Here is a 19,846-nt window from a genome sequence, read left to right on the forward strand (position 1 = left end):
TTATTTTTAATTCCTACTCTTGTTAGGTTTTTCGGATTTCACCTTTGATGTTGATCAACAACACTAAATTAATTCTAGTCACTATATAAAAACAATAGGGATGAAAAAATATTGAATCTTTTTTCACCGCCATAAATATTTCGAGATTTAACCTCTCCTAATTCCTCAATCTGAACTTTTATCGTTATAGAAAAATAATACTCATAAAAATAAGTACATAGTTGCCTAGAATATACAATAGGAGCACCTTCATCTTTAAGTTGATCGATGATAACATACAGCCTTGCCACGGATACCCCTAGACGTTTAGCTAGTTCTGCAGGTGTCCCAGTTCTTCGTTCCTTCATTAATTTATCTAATAAATTAATTCTCTCAATATATCTTAAAAACTTCATAACTAAATTATTACTTTGCGCAAAGTATTAAAACCTTTTAAACCTTACCACAACCTGTGGTTGTATTTGTTCAAAGCGTTTCAGTTACCGCAATGGATAGCAAAAAAAGACAGTTGTACGTCTTCGTACAAGAAGTGTCCGCTATCGAACACCAAGCTTAACACTAAACAATATAAAAACCTAACAATCAACAAACTACATTCTTGGCACAGCTTTCATAGTTACATACAAAATTGATATTAAAATATGGACAGACCTTTAGAAAAGAAGAAGTGGAATAGCAAACGTATCATGACTATTTTGGGGGTTGCTGGCTTAGTTGGCTTAATCAGTGCCAGTTTCTATTTTACCTCCGGCAAAAGCAAACTGAATGTTGAAGCTGACCGCATCTCTATTGTCGAAATAAAAAATGGAAACTTTCAAGAATTTATCCCAATAAATGGCACCGTGCTTCCTATTAGTAGTATATACCTCGATGCTTCTGTTGGTGGACGCGTCGAAGAAAAATTTGTTGAAGACGGGGCTATCTTAAAAAAAGGGGATGCCATCATGCGTCTTTCCAATACCGATCAGGAGCTTACCCTGGTACAACAAGAAACGCAAGTTTTGAATTTATTGACACAGTCCCAGATTGCCCAAACTAATGCCCAACAAGCTTCTATTAACAACCGCAACCAAATGGCTGATGTGGAACAAGCCTACAGAGAAGCAGAACGTGTGTACAACCTCAATAAAAAATTGCTTGCTGAAAAAGCGATTGGTACACAAGAATTCGAAAAATCAAAGAACGATTATAACTATCAAAAAGAGCGTGTCAGCTTGACCAAACAGATCCTGAAACAAGACGAAATCTCCAATGCGCAAAAAACCAATCAGGACAAACAAACTTATCAACGTACACAAAGTGCTTTGGAACTGATGAAAAGGAAAATTGGGGACTTAATCGTTAGAGCACCTGTTGACGGACAATTGACAGCCTTCGATGCAGAAATCGGACAAAACAAAAATGCAGGGGAACGGTTGGGACAAATCGACGTCTTAACAGGATTCAAAGTGCGCGCTGATATTGACGAACACTATATCAACCGTATTTTCCCAGATCTACAAGGTGAATTTTCTATCGGTGAAAAAACCTACAAACTCCGTATCAAGAAAGTCTACACACAAGTCACCAATGGCCGATTCCAGGTTGACATGGAGTTTATCAATGATGTTCCCAAAGGAATCCGCCGTGGACAGACTTTACAAATACGTTTGGCATTAAGCGATGAAACCAAAGCGTTATTGCTGGCAAAAGGCGGTTTTTATCAACAAACCGGTGGTAACTGGATCTTCAAATTGGATAAAAATGGAAGTACAGCATATCGTGTCGATATCCAATTAGGAAGGCAAAATCCGGAATATTATGAGGTTATCAAAGGTCTACAACCAGGCGATAAGGTTATCGTATCGAGCTATGAGACCTACGATAAGGTGCAAGAGCTAAATATTAAAAAGTAACATCCTAGCGGTTATCGAGCACATCAGATCTCTCAATAACCACTTTTATCATACGACTTAATTATGATTAAAAACTTTATTAAAACTGCGCTACGTAACCTTTGGAAAACCAAAGGCTACAGCTTTCTCAATATTTTTGGACTGGCGGTCGGGATCGCTGCGGCATCGTTGATTTTTTTATGGGTTGAAAATCAGTTGAGTTTCAACGATAATTTCGCCAACAAAAAGGATATCTACATTGTCAAATCAAAACAGACATACGATGGAGCCACCTATGTATTTGAATCTACCCCAGGACCGTTTGCCCAAAGCATAGCGAAAGAAATCCCAGGCATCAAGCATGCAGTACGCATAAGCTGGAATTCACCAATGCTGTTTTCTGTCGGAGACAATAATATATTTCAAAATGGTGTATATGCCGATGGAAGCATCGCTGATGTGCTATCCCTTGCATTTCTTGAAGGGGATCGAAAGACTGCCTTTGATCAAGTCAATAACATTGTATTATCAGAAACTGCAGCGAAGAAATTATTTGGCAACCGTCCTGCCTTGGGAAAAACTGTCAAAACAAACAATAGTGAGCCATTTATTATTGCAGGGGTAATCAAGGATCTACCCAAAAATAGCAGCTATGATTTTCAATGGCTCATCCCTTTCAAAAAATTTGAAGCAGGTCAGGATTTTCTAAAAAATTGGGGGAACAATAGCGTTCAAACGCTAGTCCAGGTCGAAGATAATGCCAATGTCGATCAGATTAACAAGCAGATGATGGATTTCGTCAAACACAAGACCAATGGTGAAGTCACCTTCTCACAGAATTTCCTCTATCCAATGGAACGTTGGATTACCTACAATCAGTTTGATAACAGTGGTATTGAAAAAGAAGGTGGTATTAAAAATATTCGTCTATTTACCTTTATCGCTTGGGTTGTCCTATTAATTGCCTGTATCAATTTCATGAATCTTGCAACTGCACGGTCTGAAAAAAGAGCAAAAGAAGTTGGAATGCGCAAAGTGGTTGGAGCGAGTCGCAAATCGCTCATTATGCAATTCTTAGGAGAATCCCTTGTTTTGGCAATTATTTCCTCTCTTGTTGCTATATTACTAATCTATATCTTCATCAGGCCGTTCAACACCATGATAGGCCAGGATCTTCAGGTTAATCTTTTAGCCCCCTCACACCTGCTATTTTTAACGACAATAACATTAGCATGTGGATTATTTGCAGGTAGCTATCCCGCGTTTTTCCTTTCGGCATTCAAGCCACTTTCAACGATCAAAGGAACGAAACAGAAGGCCGGTAGTGGAAGTCTCGTCCGTAAAGGGTTGGTCATCTTGCAATATACAGCCTCAGTTGTGTTAATTATCTGTACCATTATCATCTACCAACAGATTCAGCACAACAAGAACAGAGATCTCGGTTTTGATAAGAGTCAGGTGTTGACTACAGCGCTACAAGGTGATATGGCCAAACATCTGCCGCTCATTAAAAATCAATTATTGGCAACAGGGGTTGTTCAAGAAGTCGGTGTCAGTGACATGAGTATCCTCAATATCAACTCCAATACGTCCGGTTTTAGCTGGGATGGAAAAGATCCAAATGCCAGTATTTTGATTGGTATGTTACGTTCTGATGAGGGCCTTATCCCAGCTTTAGACTTAAAGCTTTTTGATGGTAGAAACTTTCATCAAAATTTTGTAGGCGACAGCACCTCGGTTATCATCAACGAAGCATTTGCAAAACTGATCAAAAAAGATGGCCTTGTGGCCGGTAATATCATCAGTTACGGTGAGGAAAAGTTCACCATCGCCGGTGTCGTCAAGAACTTCGTTTATAACAATGTGTATGCCGATCCTGAGCCGATGCTATTTCTACCGATGAATAGAGATAATGGCATCATGACCATCAAGACAAAGGCTGGAGTAGATTTACCAGATGCCATTCAACAAATCGAGAAGGTCATCGTCAAAAATAACCCGGGCTTCCCTTTTGACTATAAATTTTTAGATGATAGTTTCAATAATAAGTTTAAAGCTGAGCTTTTTGTACAGCAACTATCCAGTGTATTTGCACTGATGTCTATCATTATATCCTGCCTAGGCCTGTTTGGTTTAGCCGCCTTTGCAACAGAGCAACGCGCAAAAGAAATCAGTATTCGTAAAGTCCTGGGGGCCTCTGTTTCGGGACTTATCCAAATGCTCAACCGTGAATTTGTTATGCTTATAGCGATCTCCTGTATCATTGCCTTTCCTATTGCATGGATGATTATGAGCAAATGGTTAACCAACTATGCACATCATGTAGAGATTTCCTGGACCATCTTTGTCATCAGTGCTGTAGCAGCAATTGTAATTGCCCTACTGACGATCAGTTCACAGGCATTTAAAGCAGCGATAGCCAATCCGACGAAGACTTTAAGAGATCAATAAACAATTAAATAAACAGAATTTAATAACAGAAATAATAACTGTCCAAGGCAATATCGCCAAGGATCCAAAACATAAAAACCATGAGCACAAAAAATATGATCAAGATCACAAATCTTCAAAAGTATTACCGCACTGAAGAAGTTGAAACCGTCGCATTAAACAACCTAAACATTCATGTCAAAGAGGGCGAGTTTGTTGCTGTAATGGGCCCTTCCGGCTGTGGAAAATCGACTTTACTCAATATTATCGGATTGCTGGATGATTTGGATGAAGGAAGCTATCTGTTCAACGAGATTGAAGTTGCCAAATTCAAAGAACGCGGTCGCTCAGATCTTCGCAAACATAACATTGGTTTTGTGTTCCAGAGCTTTAATTTGATCGATGAGCTGACCGTATTTGAAAACGTGGAACTTCCACTGGTTTATACCAATGTTCCAGCAGCAGAACGCAAAAAACGTGTAGAAGAAGTTTTGGAAAAAGTGCAGATCATGCACCGTCGCAATCACTTCCCACAACAGCTTTCCGGCGGTCAACAGCAACGTGTGGCTGTCGCTCGTGCGGTTGTCAATAATCCCAAACTGATCCTTGCCGATGAGCCTACGGGTAACCTCGATTCCAATAACGGTAACGAAGTTATGCAACTCCTGACTGAATTGAACGAGGCCGGCACAACCATCGTCATGGTAACACACAGTGAGCACGATGCAAAATTCTCTGACCGTGTAATCCGCATGCTAGACGGACAAGTGATTATGGAAACAACCTCGGTATAAAACAACTCATATATAACCAAGATATTAATCCTAATAACCTATAGATGATGAGCACGATTAAATTAATTTTCAGACAATTATGGCGCAACCGTCTTTTCACATTTTTAAATGTATTTGGGCTTGCCATCGGAATAAGTGCCTGTTGGCTTATTTTCCGCATCGTCAATTATGAATTTAGTTTTGACCAGCATCATCCAGAAAGTGAGCAGATTTACAAGGTCCATACCTCCTATGAAGAAAAGGATAAATTAGATCATTTCGATGGTGTTCCCGCACCATTACCGGCATATATCAAGGAAAACTTTGTCAATGTTGAACTGACAGTACCCATCTTTAAACAATACTTCGAGCGTGTCAGTAATAATGGCGGCGCGCAGAAAATAGAGTTTGAAGATCAGCCCGAAATCATCGGTACCACGGGCGACTATTTCAAAATGACACCTTATGTTTGGTTAGCTGGCGACCAAAGGAATATACTAAAAAATAGCCATGAAGTCATCCTAACAGAATCGCGGGCTAAATTGTATTTCCCAAACACGTCAATAGACCAAATCATAGGACAGACCTTGTCCTATGATAGTACATTGTACAATGTCGCCGGAATTGTAAAAGATCTAGCACATCCAAGCAGCTTTTTGGGTAAAGAATTTATCCGGATTCCAGAGCAGGAATGGAATAGCACAAACTGGAACAATTCAAATTCAAATTGGCAGCTCTTTATTAAGGTAAAATCATCGGCTTCCCTTCCTAACCTTATAAAGACAGCCGACAAAAAGGCTTATGAGATGACGCATGCCGAATTTGACAAGTTTGGGTTTAAAATGCATGTAAATACAGTTCCTTTAAAAGACTTACATTTTACTTCTTACGCGCAAAATAATGTTGATCAGAAAATAATGTACGGTCTTATCGGCATAGGTATATTTTTGCTCTTACTCGCCTGTGTCAATTACATCAATCTCGCTACCGCCCAGATCCCACAACGCGCCAAGGAAATTGGTATCAGAAAGACATTGGGAGAAAGCCAGAAAAGAATTACAAAGTCCTTTCTGCTAGAAACATTTTGCATCACGGCTTTTTCGGTACTTTTATCTTGGCCTTTACTTATTCTTATTCAATCCGTTTTAGCCGCCTATATTCCCGATCAGCTCAAGCTATATCCCGATCCCTGGGGTGTATCGATCTTTTTAGCAACACTTACCATTACGATTACCTTAATTTCCGCAGGTTATCCGATCTTATTGACAAACAAAGTCAAGATTGTTGAAGTCATTAAAATCTCGAATGCACAAAGTCTCAAATTTGGCAATCTTTCTTTTCGAAAAATGCTCATTGTTTTTCAATTCTTGATTGCCCAACTATTTGTTATTTCAACTTGCATCATTGGTCTACAGTTGAAACATGCGCTACAGAATAACCCCGGCTTCGATAAGGATGCGATCATTACCCTAGGTTTCCCGAGTAAAAGCTACCAGGACAGTAAGGCTGATCCTTTTGTTTTTAAGCAAGCGATTAAGCACATCACAGGTGTAGAGCAGGCTTCCTTGGGGCATCTGCCCATGAGTAACGACCATTGGGGAAATGCCTTGTTTGCGAAAAGTGATACGGGACAGGTACAAGCAGATGTACAAATGAAATTTGTCGACCAAGATAACTTTAAGCTCTATAATTTTAAAATGCTTGCTGGCCGCCCGCTGCAGTTGGCCGATACGAGCACTGGCATCGTGTTAAACTTAGCCACCGTTCAAAAGTTAGGCTTTAAATCTGCTGAAAATGCTGTAGGTAGCTTTGTCACGTATACAGACAAACAGCGGCAGATTGTGGGTGTAACCGACAATTTTCACACAAAAAATCTCCATGCTGCCATTCAACCTGTTGTCATGCTGAGTTCCATTAAAAAATGGGAATTAAACAGACTAAGTGTCAAACTCAACAATAATTCAACTACCTGGCCGGAAACTTTAAAACAGATTGAGAAAGAATGGAAAAAATATTATCCAAAAGCCCCATTCAAATATGATTTCTATGATCAGCAAATCAAAGAACTCTATAGCAGTGATCTAAAATTCTCGAAGATTATCAATCTATTTACATCAACAACAATTCTCATCAGCTGCCTGGGATTGATCGGTCTGGTTACCATCACCACGGTACAACGTACCAAAGAAATTGGTATTCGAAAAGTGTTGGGAAGCACGGTATTGGGGATTATTGAATTATTATCAAAAGATTATATCAAACTTATACTCATTTCTATTTTGATTGCTACCCCAATTTCTTGGTGGGCGATGCACAAATGGTTGGATGATTTTGCGTATAAAATAGAGCTATCCTGGTGGATGTTTATTATTCCGGCTGCCGCAACCTTACTTATTGCATTTTTTACGATGAGCTACCAATCCATAAAAGCGGCACGTGCAAACCCAGTACATAGTTTAAGAGATGAATAAGATGATAAAGAAGCTCATTAATGAACAATACAACTAACACCTGTCCCTATGATAAAGAATTATTTAATAACCGCAATAAGAGAATTAAGGAAAAGAAAATTCTATACTGCTATCAATATATTAGGTCTGTCGGTCAGTCTTACTGCAGCGATATTAATTATTTTTTGGGTACAGGATGAACAGAGCTTTGATAAATTTCACCCAAACTATGAGGCAATATATACCGTAAATTCCCATTTGGATCCAGAACATAACGGCGCAATTTGGGGCATAACTCCCGGCCCTATAGGCAACTATGCCAAAAATGCACCCGACGTAGAATTTGCAACGCGCGTTTCACAGGATTATAATGTTACCTTGGTCAATGATAAGCTGAAACGCCCTGTAACGGATATGAGTATCTATTATGTTGATGGCAGTTTTTTTAATATGTTTCATTTTCCCTTACAAGAGGGCTCGCTTGTAGGTTTTCAGGAAAATTATAAACAGGCACTGGTCACAGCATCAACAGCAGAAAAGCTCTTTAGCAGCCAGCAGGCCATTGGAAAGACCTTCCGTTACGGTGCAGATCTGTTCACCGTAGCCGGTATCTTAAAAGATGTTCCACAAAATTCCTCGATGCAATTCAATGTGATCATCCCATTAGGTTATCATGCACAACGGTTTACAAATTGGGGCGGTAATGGAAAATGGAAAACAATCGATGAAGACTTAGGCAATTACAGCTTCGCTACCTACGTCAAAGTAAAACCAACGGCTTCTCCTACCCGCATTGGAAAATTTATCTCGGAGAATTATACCAAAGCCCGCGATGGTGAAAATTCAACCATCTTTGTTTTAGATCCTTTAAAAACCATGCACTTAATCGCCCCGGACGGCAATAAATCGACACTTCGCATGGTGCAAATTTTTGGGATCATTGCAATCTTATTATTGGTTATTGGTGCGGTAAATTATGTCAATCTGAGTACTGCACGGGCATTGGACCGGGCCAAAGATGTTGGCATCCGAAAGATAATCGGTGCTAATCGTCTCCATCTATTCTTACAGTTTATCACCGAAACGGTTGTTGTATTCCTTTGCTCGCTCGTAATAGCTTTCATTCTTATCCTTGTACTTCATACTGGATACAATCAAATTGCACAAAAATCAATCAGCTACTCCTTCCAAAACAGTACAATATGGTTATATATAGGTGTTGCGATTATCGGCACACTAGGCTTATCCAGTATATATCCTGCGATACAACTTTCCTCATTCAATCCCATTCATTCGTTAAAAGGAAAATCAGTTAAAGGAGTTTCCTCAACGACCATGCGTAAAATATTGGTGGTTTTTCAATTTACACTTTCTGTAACACTGATTGTATGCACCTTGGTTATCCGCAATCAACTGGATTTTATCCAAAAGATTAACCTAGGATATGACCGAGATCATGTCATTACGCTTGGTCTTCCTGAGGAGGCCTACAAACATATGGACGCCATACAGACCGAACTCAAAAATAACGACGCAATACAAGGAGTCTCTCTTTCAAGTGTTTACAACATGACGGATTTCGGAAATGCCACGGGCGATATAGATTGGCCTGGCAAATCCAAAGACAACAAGCTAATCGTAGCGCAAGCCAAAATTGACAAGGATTTTATTCCGTTAATGAATATACAGTTCGTTGAGGGGAAAAATTTCACAGGTCTACCAGCGGATTCTTCCGGATATATTATCAACGAGACCTTAGCAAAACAAATGGGGTTAAAGCCGCCATATGTGGGATCCAATATGAGTTTCCACGATTTCCCTGGACAAATTATCGGTGTGGTGAAAGATTTTCACTTCAAATCCATCAAAGATAAAATAGGTCCAATGGTCTTCTGGACGCGCTGGGGAGCGGGCACGCTTTATGTGAAAACAAGTACCACAAAAGCCGCTGAGGCCATCAAAGCCTTAGAGAAGGTTTATAACCGCTATCCATCAGACTCTCCTTTCAAATATACTTTCATTGATCAGCAATTTGATAGTCTATACAAATCCGAACAGCGTACAGGTTTGTTGTTCAATGTTTTTGCAGGTATCGCCATTTTTATATCTGCTTTAGGTCTGTTTGCATTGGCAACTCACGAAGCGCAAATGCGTATAAAAGAAATCGGCATCCGTAAAGTTCTTGGAGCGAGCACCTTTGGTGTCGTACGTCTGTTGGGAAGGAATTTCGTAATACTTGTGGCTATAGCCATTATGATTGCTTGTCCTATTGCAGTTTACCTGATGAAACAATGGTTGAGCAACTTTGCCTATAAAACAGATCTAGAGCTGCAAACATTTGTCTTTGGTGGTATTCTGGCCTTGCTGATCGCCATTGTTACCGTCAGCTACCAGGCTGTTCGGGCAGCTTTATCCAATCCCGTAGATAGTTTAAGGGACGAATAAAAACGAATATAAGAAAGTGGATGATTGGCATGTATACACTGGCACTTAAGAAATAAAGCTATGATCAAGAATTATATAAAAATAGCCTGGCGCAATATCCAGAAAAACAGAGGATACTCGACCATCAACATCATTGGCCTTGCAATAGGTTTGGCCTGTTGCCTATTGATCGCAATTTATGTTCAGAACGAACTTTCCTACGATAAATATCACGTAAACAAAGAGCGGATTTACCGCATCGTACACGACTATAAAGATGTAAGCAGTACCGATCAGCATCAAATCTGGGGCAATGGTCCAATCGGTGAAGCCATCAAAGCAGATTTCCCTGAAATCGAAAAGGTCGTTCAATTTTCCGGTCAGACTTCTATCCTGCTCAAACAAGGCGATAAAAGATTCCAGGAAGAAAATGTGTTTTTTATGGATTCCACGGCATTTGACGTGTTCAGCTGGAAAATTTTAGCAGGTGATCCTCACACTGCCTTAAAAGATGCCTATTCTGTTGTATTGACAGCAACTACAGCTAAGAAATATTTCGGAGATCAAAATCCCATTGGAAAAACTCTTGAAGGCGGTTTAGCTGCGGGACGAGCCGATGCAGGCTTATATACCGTAACAGCAGTAATGGCCGATGTGCCAGCAAATTCACACTTTACGTTTGATGCACTGCTCTCCATGAGCACATTTCGAAAAGCTAGGCCGAGTGTGTTTGAAAAAGAAGGCTGGGACTATGTAGACTTCTATACCTACTTCCTGGCCTCAAAAGATTTCGACCCTGCAAAATTCAACCAAAAAATACCTGCGTTTTTAAAACGGCATCTCCCAACAAATGAAAACTCAAATGCAAGATATAATTTTCACATCGAGCCTCTTCTTCAAGCTTATATGCACTCAGCAGCAGATCGGCAGCCGGGTGCTAACGGCAGCTATCAAAATTTATATATATTCAGTATCATTGGTGGATTTATCTTACTCATTGCCTGCGTGAATTTTATGAATCTTGCCACTTCCAGGTCTATGGAAAGAGCGAAAGAAGTGGGTGTCCGAAAAACCATTGGTGCCAGCAAACGTAATCTCGTTTTTCAATTTATGTCTGAATCATTGGTTCTAGTATTCGTCAGTAGTATTTTGGCTATACTGCTCGTTATGGCCTTTCTTCCCTTTTTGGAAGCATTCTCGGGTAAACACCTCAATTATTCGTCCCTGAAAAATGGGACGACCTGGGCAATATTCATCATAACGACCATTTTTACCGGCCTGTTGGCAGCAAGCTATCCGGCCTTGATCTTAGCCAATTTTAAACCAATTACGGTACTCAAAGGAACTTATAGTACCAGCAAAGGCGGGACGCTATTACGTCGCATATTAGTTGTTTTTCAATTCTGCCTTTCCATTGCTTTAATTGCAGGTACTGTTGTGGTCGTTTCTCAACTCAATCAATTGCAACACCAGGATCTGGGATTCCAAAAAGACCAAAGGCTTGTGATAGATTATAATTTTGATGATAAGGTAAACAATAACCTTGAAGCAATAAAATCCACACTTGCAAAAGACAAAGATGTATTGTCTGTCACCGCATCACGCACGGTACCGGGAACATTTTTTCCAAATGCGGGAACCGAAATCATGGCAGCAAACGGAACCATGACACCATTTGCTCCTTTCCTATACGAAGTCGATGTAGACTTTATTCCTAATATTGGTCTGCAAATGGCCGCAGGGCGTGCCTATTCCAGAGATTTCCCAGCGGATACGGCCCATTCACTTGTTATCAATGAATCTGCTGCAAAACAATGGGGCTATTCAAATCCACAAGATATTATTGGCAAACAATTTCGTCAATGGGGAAGAGAAGGAACGGTTATCGGTGTGGTGAAAGATTTTAACTACCTCTCCTTACACCGCAAAATTGAACCCTTAGCGTTACGACTAGAACCAAGCAGCAGCCGGTATTTAACCTTGAATATCCAACATGTAAACCAGCCTGAGACCGTTGCCAGAATCGGAATGCTGTGGAATGAACTTGTACCAAACCGTCCATTTTTATATAGCTTTCTTGACGACAATTTCAATCGACAATATGAAGCAGATTTTAATTTTAGAAGACTTTTTACAGCCTTCTCCGGACTGGCACTTTTTATTGCCTGTTTAGGTTTATTGGGACTTGTTACGTATACAGCACAACAACGTACCAAAGAAATCGGTGTACGTAAAGTACTCGGTGCATCCCAATACAATTTAATCTTACTACTTTCTTCTGACTTCATCAAATTACTGGCTGTAGCTCTCTTCATTGCAACACCGCTATCCTGGATAGCAATGAAAAAATGGCTGGATAACTTCGCTTACCACATCGAGCCACAATGGTGGATGTTTGCCTTTGCCGGTTTCGCGGCTATTTTGATTGCATTATTTACAGTCAGCTATCAGACGTTTAAGGCAGCCAGAACGAACCCTGTAGATAGTTTACGAGATGAATAAATAGAATCAATAAGACAGACTTAGTAGAGCACCAATAAATATATAAGCAAGAAACAAATACATACGATCATGATAAAGAACTATATAAAGACAGCTTGGCGAACGATCAGAGCAAACCGATTTTTCAGTATCCTTAATATTAGTGGACTGGCTATAGGTATCTGTGTATCGCTGTTGTTATTCGCCTTTATCCGTCAGGAACTAAGTTTTGATACTAAGTATCCAAAAGCTGACAATATCTACCGGGTCTACATGAAACTATCTGCAGAATACGATCAGAAAAAAATGGTTGCGTTACCCAATGCGGTAGGTCCAGCATTAAAATCAGACATTACGCAGGTGGATAATATGGTGCGTCTTGTAAAAGACGGGTACGGTGCGACGGCTTCTCTCCGCACAGAAAATGATAATTTCTCCGAAAAACAATTATACCTAGCAGATTCTTCCCTGTTTTCCATATTCGATTTTCAATTTATTGAAGGCAATGCACATACCGCTTTTTTAAATAAAAAGAGCATTGTTCTGTCTCAATCATCAAAAGAAAGATTATTTGGTAAACAGGAAGCATTAGGCAAATTAATTAGCATCAACCAGCGTGATACCGTACAGGTAACCGGAGTTTTTAAAGATCTTCCAGCAAATAGCACAGTAGATTGCAACATGGTCATCAATATTATGGATTCATGGATGGGGCAAAATGTCCACTGGAGCAATGCGAGTTACGAAACTTATATTCTATTGAAAAAAGGTGCCGATCCAGCAAACATTGCTCAAGAAGCTACCAAATTAATTGATAGATACATCGAAAAAGACCATCAGTATTATACGCAATTTTTTCTCCAGCCATTATCAAAGGTACATCTCTATTCATCAGATCTAATAAGTGGAGTTACGACACGTACCGGAAATATAAACATCATTAGGACACTATCAGTTCTTGCCTTTCTAGTCATTATGATCGCATGCATCAATTACATGAATCTAGCAACAGCCAAATCGCAGAAAAATGCAAAACAGGTGGGCGTTAATAAGGTACTTGGCGCTACCCGTAGCCAGCTCATTATTCGTTTTTTTGTAGAAACCGCAACAATCAGTTTTTCGGCTATGCTCATTGGAATTGTCCTCGCCATTATACTCATTCCTGCGTTCAATTTGGTCGGTAAGACTGATATGACAATTCAACATCTTCTTAATTGGGATATGCTTGGAATATTGGCATTGGCATGGCTGATCATTACACTTGTTGCAGGCAGCTATCCTGCGCTATTCCTTTCAAATATAAAATCGATATCCTTAATGAACAAAGGATATAACAAACAAGGAAAAACAATCCTAATCAGACAAATATTAGTTGTATGCCAGTTTTCTATTTCGATCGTATTGATTATAGGCATCAGTATTATGCTCACTCAAATGAGCTTTATCCGCAATAAGGATTTAGGTTATCAGCCCGAAAATGTGATATCTATTTCGATCCGTTCTTTGAAAAATCAAGAAAAGCTAAATACCCTAGGCCAACAAGTTCAAAACTTGGCCAACACGGTATCCACTACGTTTGCACAATCTATACCAGGATTCAATGAAAGCGGAAAAACAACTTATAAATTAACGACAGACAAGCAGGGCCTACCAACCTCAACCTGCGTCACCTATGGCAAGACAATCAATACTTTAGGACTAAAATTGCTTGCGGGGACAGATTTACCGGATGTTATCGGTCGTACTGACTCAACATGTTATGTATTGATCAACGAAAAAGTAATGAAATTTTTAGGTTACAAAACACCCGAAGAAGCGATAGGGAAGCATATCGTTACAGAGATGAGTGCGACAAATTCCATTATATCCGGTATTGTTAGAGATTTTAACTATACCAACCTAAAATCTGAGATTGGTGGATATACCTATTATACCATGAATGATCCTTCTGAATCTCCCCGGAATTTATTGATCCGCTATAAAACAGCAGATCTCCAAACTTATATGGAGGAGATAAAAAAGATTTATACAGCTATTGCCCCCGATGCCGCTTTTGACTTCTCTTTTTTAGATCAACATGTACAGGATCAATATGAAAATGAAATCCGTTCATCCAATGTTATGTCCCTGTTTTCATTCCTGACCTTATTTATTGCCTGCCTGGGTTTATTGGGACTAGCTGCCTATACAGCCGAATCAAGAAGTAAAGAGATCGGTATCCGTAAAGTTCTAGGTGCAAGTATCAGCAGCATTATTCATTTACTGTCCGCCAACTACATCAAATTGATCTGTATAGCGTTTCTGATTGCAGCACCTGTTGCATATTACTTATTTAATAGTTGGCTAAATAATTTTGTATACCATATCGAGATGCCCTGGTGGGCATATGCGGTTGCTGTCCTAATAGTGACAATTATCGCATTTATTACAATTGGATTCCAAACTTTCAAAACTGCGATCCTAAAGCCGATAAACAGTTTGCGGGATGAATAGCGATACAGATCACAGTAAAATGTAGGATGAACAAAAAACGAAATAACTATGATTGTAAATTCTCTTAAAACAGCCTATCGTTTTTTAAAAAAACATAAGTTGATCACTTTCATCAATATCACCAGTCTCGCGATTGGCATTACCGCTACGCTGGTGATTTTCTTAATGATCCAATACGACTATAGTTTTGATAAGCATGTTCCCAATAGAGAACAGGTTTTTCGTGTTGTTAACAACGGTGAATTTAAAAATGCAGGTGTCTACGTGCCATTAGTTCGTACCATGGAATCGGAACTATCAAACATAGAAGCCGTGGCTCCCATTTATCGAAGCCATGTTCAGAAACTAAAAGTTTCCTTGACTACAGATAAATTCCAAACTTTTCCAAAAGAGCAGAAGATAGTTTTCACCAACAGTCAATATTTCGACATTTTCCCTTCGAAATGGTTGGCTGGCAATGTTAAGGCCTTGAATTCTTCCGGAAATATTATCCTTACGCAGCAATCATTGGAAAAGTTTTATGGAAAAGAACTACCGACAAATGTCATCGGCAAAACCATTATCTATGCAGATAGTATCCCACTTCAAGTCGCAGGCGTAATTGAAAATGCGCAACATAATTCGGATTTCAGTTTTGATAGTTTCATTTCTGAGTCGACTATCCCGCAGGACAATAACTTAAAGAACATGTATACCTGGGATGCTTGGAATAGCATATCTGATTCTCATCAGGTGCTCATCAAGACAAAAGCACAAAGCGACCCACATCTTCTGGAACGTAATATTGCAAGCCTCCTTAAAAAATATAAAATCAAAGATGGTGAAAAAATCACCGACAAGCTCGAATTGCAACCACTGGCTGAGGTTCATTTTGATACTAAATTTAACTACGATGCTACCCATCCCGATGCACTCCGTAATCTAATTTTGCTAGCTTTGTTTCTTTTAGCGTTAGGTGCAGTAAATTTTATCAATCTATCCACTGCACAATCCATCGAACGAGCTAAAGAAGTTGGTATCCGCAAGACATTGGGTAGTTCTAAGGTAACTTTAATCAAACAATTCTTGCTGGAAACATTTCTTATTACCTTATCAGCCACTATACTCGCTGTACTATTACTTCCTTTGTTTTTACATGTTTTTGAAGGATTTATTCCCAAAAACTTAAGTTTAGACCGTTTAGACAAAACCGTTATTATTTTATTCTTAATTGGGCAGCTTATTGTGGTCACCATTCTTGCCGGCTTTTATCCTGCATGGGTATTGACGGGTTACGCTCCTGTACTGGCACTCAAAAACCAATTAGGAAAAAACACCAACCTTTCCCGAAGTACATGGGTACGCAAAGCATTAACTATTTTTCAGTTTGTCATGGCACAGGCTTTTCTCATTTGTGTGCTCGTTGTTGTTCGACAGATCAACTATGTCACCCATAAGGACATGGGATTCCAAAAGGATGCTATTGTCAATGTCTACATTCCGGGAGCTTTCCAAAATTCCGCAAAAGGTGTGGTCCTTAAAAATGAACTCAAAAAGCTAACAGATATTAAGGCCGTCAGTTTCGGGAACATTGCACCCGCGATGAACGGCTGGATGACCACCGCAATTACTTACGATCAATCAGCAGACAAAGAATCCTTGACTTTTGACAGCCGATCGGGTGATGAAAACTATTTAGATGTCTATCAAATTCCACTTCTAGCAGGAAGAAATGTCCGTTTATTGGATTCAACGAGTGAAATGTTGATCAATAGAAAAGGCCTGGAACTGCTGCATATCAAAAACCCTCAGGATGCCATTGGTAAAACCTTCGAAAATGGACAGAATATCATCGTTGGGGTAATGGAGGATTTTGATCTGGCCTCTGCCCGGCAGGCGGTTAAACCAGTGCTCTATACAGGTAGCAAACAAGGATACGTGCTCCATATTGCATTGGATCAATCACATCCCGAAAACTGGAAAAATACCATTGATAAAATAACGTCAAGCTACAAATTTGTTTTCCCTGATGATGAATTGGACCTGCGGTTTGTGGATGAGGTAATCCAGAACTTCTATACGCAAGAGAAGCAGCTGTCTAAGCTCTTATCCTGGGCCGTAGGACTTTCTGTGCTCATCGCTGGACTGGGTTTATTTGGATTAGCAATATTTACAGCAAATCAACGCACAAAAGAGATAGGCATTCGTAAAGTACTGGGTGCATCTGTTTTTCAGATCACATTTCTACTTCTTAAAAATTTGCTTTCGCTGGTTGCCATAGCCTGTCTGGTCGCCTTTCCCATTGCTTATTATTGTATGCATAGCTGGCTCAATGACTTTGTTTACCGAGCGACAATAAGTCCCTGGATTTTTGGACTGTCTGCCCTTGGATTGATTGCATTTGCGAGTCTTGTACTTTCAACCAAAAGTGTGTTTGCCGCAAAAGCAAATCCAATAAATAGTTTAAGGGACGAATAGAACAGTTCTTAAAGCAGTCGGTTTATTCATAACACGTATTAATCACTTAAAACCCATAATAATGATAAAGAACTTCATCAAAACCGCATGGCGAAGTATTTTTTCTAATAAATTCTATAGTGCCATTAATATTTTAGGATTGACAGCAGGATTGGTTGTGGGGATATTCCTATTGCTCTGGATTCAGGATGAGCTGTCCTTTGACCGATTCCATAAAAAACAGCGATCCATTTACAAAATTGGTATAGAAGGAGGAACAGGGATATCAAAACGCATCTTTGGATCCATCATTGCTCCCGTAGGAAGTTTTGCAAAAAAGGAGATTCCTGAGGTCCAAGATGCAGTACGTATTTTTAAGATTGGAGATGCTGCACTTAAATATAAGGAAAAGAGATTTAATGAAAAGAATTTTGCATTTGTAGACCCCAGTTATTTTAGTATTTTCGATTTTCCGTTACTACAGGGCAATCCAAAACAGCCTTTTCCTGACAACAATTCCATTGTAATTACACAGCGTACGGCACACAGATATTTTGGCGATGAAAATCCCATAGGAAAGACCGTGACACTGGGTATCGAGGACCTATGTGTTGTCTCAGGTGTCATTGCCGACTATCCAGAAAACTCTACTTTTCAATTTCAGGTTCTGCTCCCCATTTCGAGATTTAACGAACAAGCCTATATTAAAAATAAAACGACCTATGATAATAAGACCTTTTTATCGTCCATGGATGAAGATTGGTCCAGTTTTTCGTTTGAAACCTATCTGTTGCTAAGGCCTGATGCAAATCTTGCTGCGGTCTCCAAAAAGCTACAGGCGATACATGAAAGGAATAAACCTGAGGACGCCCCTGTTCCCTATGTTACACAAGCACTCGCAAAAGTGCATCTCTATCAAATGGACGGCAGCGACGGTGGCATTGGAAGTGTTCGGATTTTTATAGGTGTAGCAATTATGATTATTGTCATCGCAAGTATCAATTATATCAATCTTTCCACAGCACGCTCTTTATCCCGAGCAAAAGAAGTAGGAATTCGCAAAATAATTGGTGCGGGCAAAAAAGAACTTTTTTTTCAATTTATATTGGAAACGGCCATGTTATTTGCCCTTGCATCATTACTAGCACTGGCGCTCGTATTTATCGGCCTTCCCTGGTTTAATAATTTCTCGGGGAAACAGATTTCTTTACAGCTCTTTAATTCCACGCTATGGCTAAGTGTGCTGATCATGCTTATAGGGACATTAGCACTTACAAGTGTATACCCGGCCCTGCTTTTATCAAAATTTGATCCGATTAAAGTGCTCAAAGGCCGATTTGTCCTAAAAAATTCCAGTGCAAGAAAGATATTAGTAGTTCTACAGTTTACCGTTTCTATCATCCTGATCACCCTAACAATCGTTATTGGTCGTCAATTGGATTATATCCGGCATAAAAACCTTGGTTATGAAAAAGATCATATTATTTCCGTTACCATGGCCCCCAAAATGTCCAGTCATTTTGATGCAGTCAAAACTGAATTATTAAAAAATAAGGATATTAATGCGGTAATCCGCTTAGGACGAGATATAGTTTACGGCGGCGGTTCAACAGGAGATAACGATTGGGAAGGAAAACCCAGCAAATCAAATCTCTGGTTCAATATGACATACGCCGATCAGTCTGCGCTCAACTTTTTTAAGATAAAAATTACCCAAGGCCGTAATTTCACGGGTTCCATAGCCGATTCAACACATTTCATTATCAATGAAACGGCAGTACGGGAAATGGGGCTAAAAGATCCTATTGGCACGCGCTTACGCATTCGAACAGTTCCGGGAACTATTATTGGTGTTGTAAAAGACTTTAATTATGCCAGCGTGAGACAAAAAATCGAACCCATGGTATTTCAATATAGTCCAAAAGACTGTTGGCAGCTTTACGTTAAAACAACAGCATCCGGAACAAAATCCGCATTAAATACCTTACAGCAAATCTGGAAAAGTTATTATGATGATATGCCGATGAGTTATAGTTTTCTTGACGAAAACTATCAAAAGCAATATATGAATGAACAGAAACAAGGCACCTTATTCAACTTTTTTGCGATGATTGCCATTGTTATCTCCTGTCTAGGACTCTTAGGACTATGTACTTATACAGCACAGGTTAGAACCAAAGAAATTGGCATCAGAAAGGTCCTTGGTGCAACGGTATTCAACATCATACAATTACTAAATAGGGAATTTTTACTCCTTATCATTTTAGCCAATGTCATCGCGATACCAATAGCTGTATATTTCAGCATAAACTGGCTCGATGGATTTGCGTTTAGAACAACGCTCCCAGTTACTATTTTTCTATATGCTGCTGGGATAACCATTGCTATAGCATTATTTACGGTAAGCTTCCAATCCATCAAGGCCGCATATGCCAATCCTGTAAAAAGTTTGCACGATGAATAGTTTATATTTGAGAACCAAAAC

General features: G+C 39.5%; 10 protein-coding genes. 9 read left to right on the forward strand and 1 reads right to left on the reverse strand.

All coding sequences use genetic code 11. The features are described from left to right. Window positions 1-74: 74 nt before the first annotated feature. Entirely contained in the window at window positions 75-395 is a 321-nt protein-coding gene (locus B3C94_RS14555) for an HTH domain-containing protein (protein ID WP_293904883.1), read from the reverse strand. Window positions 396-641: 246 nt separating this feature from the next. On the opposite strand from B3C94_RS14555, the gene B3C94_RS14560 reads away from it, so the two are divergent. From B3C94_RS14560 to B3C94_RS14600, 9 genes are all read left to right on the forward strand, one after another. Further along, window positions 642-1,895, forward strand: a complete 1,254-nt coding sequence (locus B3C94_RS14560; protein WP_293904885.1) for an efflux RND transporter periplasmic adaptor subunit — start codon at window positions 642-644, stop codon at window positions 1,893-1,895. Between the two features lie 63 nt (window positions 1,896-1,958). Beyond that, complete coding sequence (locus B3C94_RS14565; RefSeq protein ID WP_293904887.1) at window positions 1,959-4,325, forward strand: ABC transporter permease; 2,367 nt, start codon at window positions 1,959-1,961, stop codon at window positions 4,323-4,325. 95 nt (window positions 4,326-4,420) lie between these two features. Further along, entirely contained in the window at window positions 4,421-5,098 is a 678-nt protein-coding gene (locus tag B3C94_RS14570; RefSeq protein ID WP_046672289.1) for an ABC transporter ATP-binding protein, read from the forward strand. Window positions 5,099-5,142: 44 nt separating this feature from the next. Continuing rightward, window positions 5,143-7,548, forward strand: coding sequence for an ABC transporter permease (locus B3C94_RS14575; protein WP_293904889.1), 2,406 nt, complete (start codon window positions 5,143-5,145; stop codon window positions 7,546-7,548). Between the two features lie 48 nt (window positions 7,549-7,596). Then, window positions 7,597-9,972, forward strand: coding sequence for an ABC transporter permease (locus B3C94_RS14580; protein ID WP_293904891.1), 2,376 nt, complete (start codon window positions 7,597-7,599; stop codon window positions 9,970-9,972). Between the two features lie 60 nt (window positions 9,973-10,032). Next, the gene (locus B3C94_RS14585) at window positions 10,033-12,453 is read left to right on the forward strand and encodes an ABC transporter permease (protein WP_293904892.1); all 2,421 of its coding nucleotides are present in this window, start codon (window positions 10,033-10,035) and stop codon (window positions 12,451-12,453) included. Window positions 12,454-12,522: 69 nt separating this feature from the next. Further along, a complete protein-coding gene (locus tag B3C94_RS14590; RefSeq protein ID WP_293904894.1) occupies window positions 12,523-14,925 on the forward strand; it encodes an ABC transporter permease in 2,403 nt (800 codons plus the stop codon). A 48-nt stretch (window positions 14,926-14,973) separates the two neighbouring features. Next, entirely contained in the window at window positions 14,974-17,382 is a 2,409-nt protein-coding gene (locus tag B3C94_RS14595; protein WP_293904896.1) for an ABC transporter permease, read from the forward strand. 61 nt (window positions 17,383-17,443) lie between these two features. After that, complete coding sequence (locus tag B3C94_RS14600) at window positions 17,444-19,825, forward strand: ABC transporter permease (protein ID WP_293904898.1); 2,382 nt, start codon at window positions 17,444-17,446, stop codon at window positions 19,823-19,825. Window positions 19,826-19,846 lie beyond the last annotated feature (21 nt).

It is taken from the genome of Sphingobacterium sp. UBA5670, from assembly GCF_002420705.1.
In the GTDB taxonomy this organism is placed as follows: Bacteria; Bacteroidota; Bacteroidia; order Sphingobacteriales; family Sphingobacteriaceae; genus Sphingobacterium.

Excerpts from the sequence above, each read along its gene's own strand:
- B3C94_RS14575 (WP_293904889.1), top strand. The coding sequence starts at position 5,143 with ATGATGAGCACGATTAAATTAATTTTCAGACAATTATGGCGCAACCGT.
- B3C94_RS14585 (WP_293904892.1), top strand. The coding sequence starts at position 10,033 with ATGATCAAGAATTATATAAAAATAGCCTGGCGCAATATCCAGAAAAAC.
- B3C94_RS14555 (WP_293904883.1), bottom strand. The coding sequence starts at position 395 with ATGAAGTTTTTAAGATATATTGAGAGAATTAATTTATTAGATAAATTA.
- B3C94_RS14600 (WP_293904898.1), top strand. The coding sequence starts at position 17,444 with ATGATAAAGAACTTCATCAAAACCGCATGGCGAAGTATTTTTTCTAAT.
- B3C94_RS14565 (WP_293904887.1), top strand. The coding sequence starts at position 1,959 with ATGATTAAAAACTTTATTAAAACTGCGCTACGTAACCTTTGGAAAACC.
- B3C94_RS14570 (WP_046672289.1), top strand. The coding sequence starts at position 4,421 with ATGATCAAGATCACAAATCTTCAAAAGTATTACCGCACTGAAGAAGTT.
- B3C94_RS14580 (WP_293904891.1), top strand. The coding sequence starts at position 7,597 with ATGATAAAGAATTATTTAATAACCGCAATAAGAGAATTAAGGAAAAGA.
- B3C94_RS14560 (WP_293904885.1), top strand. The coding sequence starts at position 642 with ATGGACAGACCTTTAGAAAAGAAGAAGTGGAATAGCAAACGTATCATG.
- B3C94_RS14590 (WP_293904894.1), top strand. The coding sequence starts at position 12,523 with ATGATAAAGAACTATATAAAGACAGCTTGGCGAACGATCAGAGCAAAC.
- B3C94_RS14595 (WP_293904896.1), top strand. The coding sequence starts at position 14,974 with ATGATTGTAAATTCTCTTAAAACAGCCTATCGTTTTTTAAAAAAACAT.